3 protein-coding genes, 1 tRNA gene and 3 pseudogenes are annotated in these 6,000 nt (G+C 64.4%); 6 read left to right on the plus strand and 1 reads right to left on the minus strand.

The genetic code is table 11. The features are described 5' to 3' along the window. Nucleotides 1-138: 138 nt before the first annotated feature. The 3 genes and pseudogenes from FQ389_RS09935 to FQ389_RS09945 all read left to right on the plus strand — a co-directional run bounded on the left by FQ389_RS09935 (nucleotide 139) and on the right by FQ389_RS09945 (nucleotide 1,649). Nucleotides 139-496, plus strand: a pseudogene (locus tag FQ389_RS09935) (DUF488 domain-containing protein). Nucleotides 497-588: 92 nt separating this feature from the next. Next, nucleotides 589-1,214 (plus strand): annotated as a pseudogene (locus FQ389_RS09940) (GNAT family N-acetyltransferase). 48 nt (nucleotides 1,215-1,262) lie between these two features. Further along, nucleotides 1,263-1,649 (plus strand): hypothetical protein, encoded by a 387-nt coding sequence (locus FQ389_RS09945; RefSeq protein ID WP_144207199.1) that lies wholly within the window; start codon nucleotides 1,263-1,265, stop codon nucleotides 1,647-1,649. 247 nt (nucleotides 1,650-1,896) lie between these two features. On the opposite strand, the pseudogene FQ389_RS09950 reads toward FQ389_RS09945, so the two are convergent. Continuing rightward, a pseudogene (locus FQ389_RS09950) lies at nucleotides 1,897-2,998 on the minus strand (DUF190 domain-containing protein). Between the two features lie 41 nt (nucleotides 2,999-3,039). On the opposite strand from FQ389_RS09950, the gene pgm reads away from it, so the two are divergent. The 3 genes from pgm to FQ389_RS09965 all read left to right on the plus strand — a co-directional run bounded on the left by pgm (nucleotide 3,040) and on the right by FQ389_RS09965 (nucleotide 5,417). Further along, nucleotides 3,040-4,671, plus strand: a complete 1,632-nt coding sequence (gene pgm, locus FQ389_RS09955) for a phosphoglucomutase (alpha-D-glucose-1,6-bisphosphate-dependent) (RefSeq protein ID WP_144207202.1) — start codon at nucleotides 3,040-3,042, stop codon at nucleotides 4,669-4,671. Between the two features lie 85 nt (nucleotides 4,672-4,756). After that, nucleotides 4,757-4,829, plus strand: a tRNA-Ala gene (locus FQ389_RS09960). A 333-nt stretch (nucleotides 4,830-5,162) separates the two neighbouring features. Beyond that, nucleotides 5,163-5,417, plus strand: coding sequence for a hypothetical protein (locus FQ389_RS09965; protein ID WP_144207204.1), 255 nt, complete (start codon nucleotides 5,163-5,165; stop codon nucleotides 5,415-5,417). Nucleotides 5,418-6,000 lie beyond the last annotated feature (583 nt).

A 6,000-nucleotide genomic window follows, 5' to 3' on the forward strand; every position in this document is an offset into this window, starting at 1 on the left:
ATCGTTTTTGTCGAAATTCCTGTTCCGGACAAGGGGCGTCGGCAAGCGCGTCGCGGGGCTGCTGCGCCGTTTTGATCTCGGATATCACGAAGAGGCGCGGACGAACGCCGTGTGTTTACTGCCGCCTAGGCTGGTCACATGACCACCAAGAGCCGAGTTCGGGTGGAGCGCCTCTACGAGGACGTCGCCCCAGCTGACGGCCAACGCGTGTTGGTCGATGGTCTGTGGCCGCGCGGAATTCGCAAGGACGATCCGCGGGTGGGCATTTGGCGCAAGGAGGTTGCGCCGTCACGAGAACTTCGCGACTGGTATCACCACGACCCGGAGCGCTTCGATGAGTTCGTGGCTCGCTACGAGGCCGAATTGGCTGACAATCCCGCGCTGCAAGAACTGCGGACGCTGGCTCGACGCGGGGTGATAACCCTCGTCACCGGCACCCGCGAAGTGGCGGGAAGCTCATGCGGCAGTGTTGGCGAAGTTGCTGGGGCGAGGCTGAAGCCGCGCACGGAGGCGCGTGAGCTGACGGCGGGGTCGACCGAACAAACTCGCAGCTAGGGCGCAGGCGGTGGGGGTAGGCTCCGCCACGATATGAGTGATCGTGAAGTGATCCTGCCGCGGCAGCTGACCGACATCAGCGTCGAGGTCGGAAAAGTCCCGCGCCGCCGATTCCCCAAGTGCCGGAGCCGTACGGTTTGCGCCTCGCCGACCCGGACGCCAACCCCGAGATGATCTCGGAATGGATGAACCGACCTCACCTAGCCGAATCGTGGGAGTATCTCTGGCCCGAGCGCTGGCACCGCTATCTTTGCGTCGCGCAGCTCGACAGCAGCTTCTCCCAGCCCATCCTGATCAGCCTGGACGGCGTGGACCACGCATATGTCGAAATCTATCGGGCGGCGCGGGACTCCATCGCCGCACGCTATGACTACGACCCCCACGATTTGGGCCTGCACGCCGCGGTTACCGATCTGGAATATCTGAGTCGCGGCCACGTGAGCTATGTGCTGCCGCACATCGTCGTCAGCGTGTTCGCCCTCGACCCGCAGTGTCGCCGGGTCATGTTCGACCCGGACCACCGCAATGTCTCGGCGCGCAAGTTTTGTGAGCGCGGCGGCTGCGTCTTCCTCGGTGAGCACGACATGTCCAATCGGCGGATGGCGCTGTACGTATTGCCCCGTACACCCGACGACGTGCCCCGGTCCCGCGCGAGCTGATTCTTTGCGAAACTGGGCACAAATGTGGGCTCGGCTTGTGGTGGCGCCATGGTGGGTGTACTGGCTACTGAACGCGGCCATCTTCGCGGCCACGCTGTCCCTGCTGGGCGTGGTGGGGTTCCCGGCCTTGCGGCCTACGGCTGGGTGTGGCCGCTGCTGGCGTTGTCGGCATTCAGCTTGATCATGACGGCGCTGCTGACGCTGGCACGGCGTCCGGCGCAGCAGAGTTACGCGCGGATCGTCGACGGGTTGACTCCGAAACCTCGCGGGTATCTGCAGGGCGGTCCCAGTCACGACTGCCGGACCGCCGATGCGGTCATGAACTACATTCACGCGCACCCGAACATGCTCGATGCCTGGCTGATCACTCCGGGTGGCCCCGGCCTGGACAAATATCAGGACTGGTCAGACCAGCTCGTGGCCTACTCGCATTAGGCGTCGGCACCCGAACTGGCGCCCCATCTGCGCCGCATCGCCGAGTTGTCCACAGACGCGGTCGCGACGGTGACCGAGGCTCGGCGCGACTCGTTTGCGGCTCCGTCCCCCGACCAGGTCAGCGCGTGGCGCGGTTCCTATCAGCACATCATCGGCCAGCTCATCGATGATGACACCGCGCTCATACCGCCGTGCCATCCGCGGCGTTGAGCCGTTGCCCGCGTGAGCTTTTGGTGTCACCCCGACGTCAATAGTCGAGCTGGGCCAGTGAGATGTTGCCCAGGCGTTGCGTATCGTCCAGCGACAGCACCGCCGGGACCATCTCGCTGGTGACCAGCCCGTGCCGGTCGGTCAGCTCGTCGACGATGTCGAAACTGTGTGTGATCGATTCCGGTGTGTCGACGATGCTGGTGGTCACCGGAACCCGTCGTGCGACCTGAAAGAACTTGTCCCCGTGCGGTTTGTGGTCGCCGTGGAATCCCCACATGCCGCGCAGCACCGTCGCCCCGCGGCCGTCCCGGAGCGCAACAGCCGGTGCACGAGTGCCCTATGGATCGGCAGCTCGTCGTGCCGGCTGGTTTCGGCGGTGTACACCATCAGCTTCTGCCACGGGGTGCGGCCGTGTGCATCCGTCGCGGGGAGCTGCTGCGGACGGGCGAACGTCTCGCCATCGCGTTTGCACAACCGAACCCGTTCCACGGTCAGCAGCGGGTCAGCCAATATCGCGACAAATTCCGTTGCGGCAGTGGCAACTTGATCGGTGAACCGATGCCTATGATCATCATCGGCACGTCGACGTTGCGACCCAAGAAGTGTGCCCGGAAGCGCTGTCCGTGTGCTGTGCAGTCGACGCCGAGAAGTGCTATGGTCCCGGCGAATCCATGCCGATGCAGCAGTTCGCAGACCGCGTAATAGACGGGCTTGCCGGCGATGCGTTCCTGCAGGCTGACGTACACGGTCAGTTTCACGGCATCGCCGTTGTGGCCGTCGAAGCTGCCGAGCGCGTCGGTGCCGCGTTGTCGGGTGAACAGCCGCACCCGCTCGACCGTGAGCAGCCCGCGGCCGGTGAGCGCGGCCACCTCCCCAATCAGGGAGCGGATCTTCGGTTCGGTGTCGACCGCCGCGACCACCACCGCCGGATCCTTGGACAGGCTCAAAAACACGTCGCTGCGCAGTTCCTGACTCGGCCCGAAACTGGCGATCCCGCGCAACATCACGCTGGTTGCCACGTCGCGGGCGCCGAACATGTCGAACATCGCGTCGGCCAGGAAGCGCTTGCCGTCACCGACGACGCGCTGGCGCGTGCCACGTGTCGGTTCCCTTTCGTTTGCCCATGCGCCGTGTAGCACGAAGCGACGTGGACGCCCCGACACGGGCAGAATCTGTAGACATGGCCAACCCGCGAGCCGGTCAGCCGGCCCAGCCCGAAGACCTCGTCGACCTGTCCCATCTAGTCACGGCGTACTACGCCATCCAACCCGACCCCGAGGACGTTGCGCAGCAAGTTGTGTTCGGCACGGCGGGCCACCGTGGTTCGTCCCTCAACGGCGCCTTCAACGAAGCCCACATCGTGGCGATCACGCAGGCGATCGTCGAGTATCGGACGGCCCACGGGACGACCGGGCCGTTGTTCCTCGGCAGGGATACACACGGTCTCTCCGAGCCGGCGTGGGTTTCGGCGCTCGAGGTGCTGGCCGCCAACGAGGTGACTACGGTGATCGACTCGGCCGACCGCTACACGCCGACCCCGGCGATCAGCCACGCCATCCTCCGGTACAACGGGGGGCGCACCGAGGCATTCGCCGACGGCATTGTCGTGACGCCCTCGCACAACCCGCCGCCCGACGGCGGCTTCAAATACAACCCGCCCAACGGTGGGCCGGCTGACACCGAAGCGACCAACGCAATCGCCAAGCGCGCCAACGAGATTCTGCGAGCCGATGGCTCCGGGGTGAAACGGGTGCCGCTGGCGCGGGCACTGCAGACGGCGCGGCGTCACGACTACCTGGACAGCTACGTCGACGACCTGCCGAACGTCGTGGACGTCGACGCGATTCGCAAGGCGGGCATCCGGATCGGGGTCGACCCGCTCGGTGGAGCCAGCGTGGACTACTGGGCGGTGATCGCCGAACGGCACCGCCTCGAGCTGACGGTCGTCAATCCGCTGGTCGATGCGACGTGGCGGTTCATGACGCTCGACCACGACGGCAAGATCCGGATGGATTGCAGCTCCCCGGACGCCATGGCTTCCCTGATCGCGAACCGTGATCACTACCAGATCGCCACCGGCAACGACGCCGACTCCGACCGGCACGGCATCGTCACCCCGGATGCGGGGTTAATGAACCCCAACCACTACCTGGCCGCCGCGATCGACTACCTGTACACGCATCGGCCGTCGTGGCGGACCGGCATCGCGGTGGGCAAGACCGCGGTGAGCTCCTCAATCATCGACCGGGCGGTCGCCGGGATCGACCGCAAACTCGTCGAGGTGCCGGTCGGTTTTAAGTGGTTTGTGGACGGCTTGATCGGTGGCACCATCGGCTTCGGCGGGGAGGAGTCGGCCGGGGCGACGTTCCTGCGGCACGACGGCTCGGTCTGGACCACCGACAAGGACGGCATCATCCTGGCCCTACTGGCCTCCGAGATCGTCGCGGTCACCGGCGCTACGCCGTCGCAGCGCTATCGGGAGCTGGCCGACAAATACGGCACACCATTCTACGCCCGGGTCGACCAGGCCGCCACGCGGGAGCAGAAGGCCCGGCTGTCCCGGCTGTCCGCCGACGAGGTCACTGCCACGGAATTGGCCGGAGAACCGATCACCGCCAAGATCACCGCCGCGCTCGGCAATGGCGCCCCGCTGGGCGGATTGAAAGTGACCACCGCCAATGCATGGTTCGCCGCTAGGCCGTCGGGCACCGAGGACGTGTACAAGATTTACGCGGAATCGTTCAACGGGCCCGACCACCTGGCGGAGGTGCAGGAAACCGCGCGTGAGGTGGTCAACAAGGCCATCGGGTGAGGGCGGGGGCGGTGGCTGCCGACCCGGTGTGACCAGCGACTTTGATGGACAGGTGCCGGTGGTGTAGCTTCGATGGGCACGACTTGGGGCTATGGCGCAGCTGGTAGCGCACCACACTGGCAGTGTGGGGGTCAGGGGTTCGAGTCCCCTTAGCTCCACCGAGGTAATTGCAGGTCACAGTACAAAAAGCGCTGTCAGGCGAAGACCGCGGCAACATTGGGCGTAGCTACGCTCCCCATTCAGGGGCGAGACGGCAAGGACGGATCTCTTTACGGGGCAGTGCTTCCGGTAGCTTCCACGACCATCGAAAACCTCACGGGCGCCGTTCATCATCGAGCGGTGGGGACGGAGACGTCCACCCGAATCGTGGCGGCCCGATCTTCTAGGCACTGCCACCTGCCGGGCAAACAATCACGCGGTAATGACGGCCGATCGCGGTAAAGTCGCGTTCGTGAATTTTGAGCGCGGATTGGCCTTGGCGGCGGTTTTGTGTGCCGGGCTGCGTCTTCGCGCGTGCCGCGGCCGCCGATCCTAATTCCCCGTCTCACGGGCAAGGCAAACAGGCCATCGACGAACAGGTTCAGCAACACCACGTGCGGTTGGATCCCGCCACCGACCTGAATGAGTACTGTCACCAGGTGCTCATGGGCAGTCTGAAAAGCGGCAAGATCGCCCGGGTGGACTCCGGCCCGGACTTCATCGCGGGTTGTCAAGACGAGGGGCGCGCGCTCTTGGCTTCGCGGTAGAGCGCTTCAACGAAATCGTGTCCGGCAAATCGTACTGGCTACTCGAGCAACTCGTGTGAATGTCCAGAGCGGCGCTCCCTGCCGAGAACCAGCACCTATTCCGTGGGATGCCGTGATCTAATCGGACACTAGCGATGCGCCGCAGGCGATACTAAACGCGCGTGCTATGTCACGATCAGCATCGCTATTTACGTGAGGCCCCAAGTGACGCAACCTCTGTGTCCGAGGAACTGACGAGAGTCGTAGGGTGATCAAGCCGGTTCACCAATGGCCCTGATCTCTGGTGAGCGTATTGGCTGAAAGCCAATGGCTTGCTGAGTAGCAGCTATCAGCTCGAGTCTCGAAATAAAGCTTACGAGACCGCGTCTCCAAATATCCAGGTGTGCCGTTGCGCTAGTTCGCTGCGTCTCGAAAATCCGTCTCAATCGAAAAGTCATAACCCGAACGAATTTTCGTCTGTGGAACTGCGAACCCCGGTCGCTGTGCACGATGCAGCCCGCGACATCGCCACGACGCGCCACCGCACTGGTGAGGGCCTGTGTGGCCAGTCGTGACTTCATCCGCGAGTCGATGCAGTAGCCGA

The sequence above is a fragment of the Mycobacterium tilburgii genome (assembly GCF_902168065.1).
In the GTDB taxonomy this organism is placed as follows: Bacteria; Actinomycetota; Actinomycetes; order Mycobacteriales; family Mycobacteriaceae; genus Mycobacterium; species Mycobacterium tilburgii.